Genomic DNA, 259 nt, shown 5'->3' with positions numbered 1-259 from the left:
GCGCAGAACCGCCCGCTACCTTTACTGAGCTTGGATCTTCTTTGATTGATTTAACAACATCTTGCCACGTTTTAAATGGCGAATCGTTACGCACCACAAATGCGCCATAATCGGCAATCATGCTGGCAACAGGAGTTAAATCGCGGTAGCTATAAGGAATGCGACCAGTTAATGCACGCAATACGATAGGTGTTGAGTTAACCATTAAAATATCGCCCTTTTTAGTGCCCGACTCAATTAAGTAAGCAATAGCACGACC

General features: G+C 44.4%; 1 protein-coding gene. It reads right to left on the bottom strand.

Annotation, left to right across the window (positions count from 1 at the left end):
• Positions 1-259, bottom strand: a 259-nt coding sequence (locus tag AAEY75_RS15945) for a tripartite tricarboxylate transporter substrate-binding protein (protein ID WP_352260140.1), incomplete at both ends; no start/stop codon positions are given.

It is taken from the genome of Psychrobacter sp. TB55-MNA-CIBAN-0194 (genome assembly GCF_040309505.1).
Classification (GTDB): Bacteria; Pseudomonadota; Gammaproteobacteria; order Pseudomonadales; family Moraxellaceae; genus Psychrobacter; species Psychrobacter fozii.
Note: the sequence above shows the minus strand (reverse complement) of the source record. Positions and strands in the feature narration are given on the sequence as shown.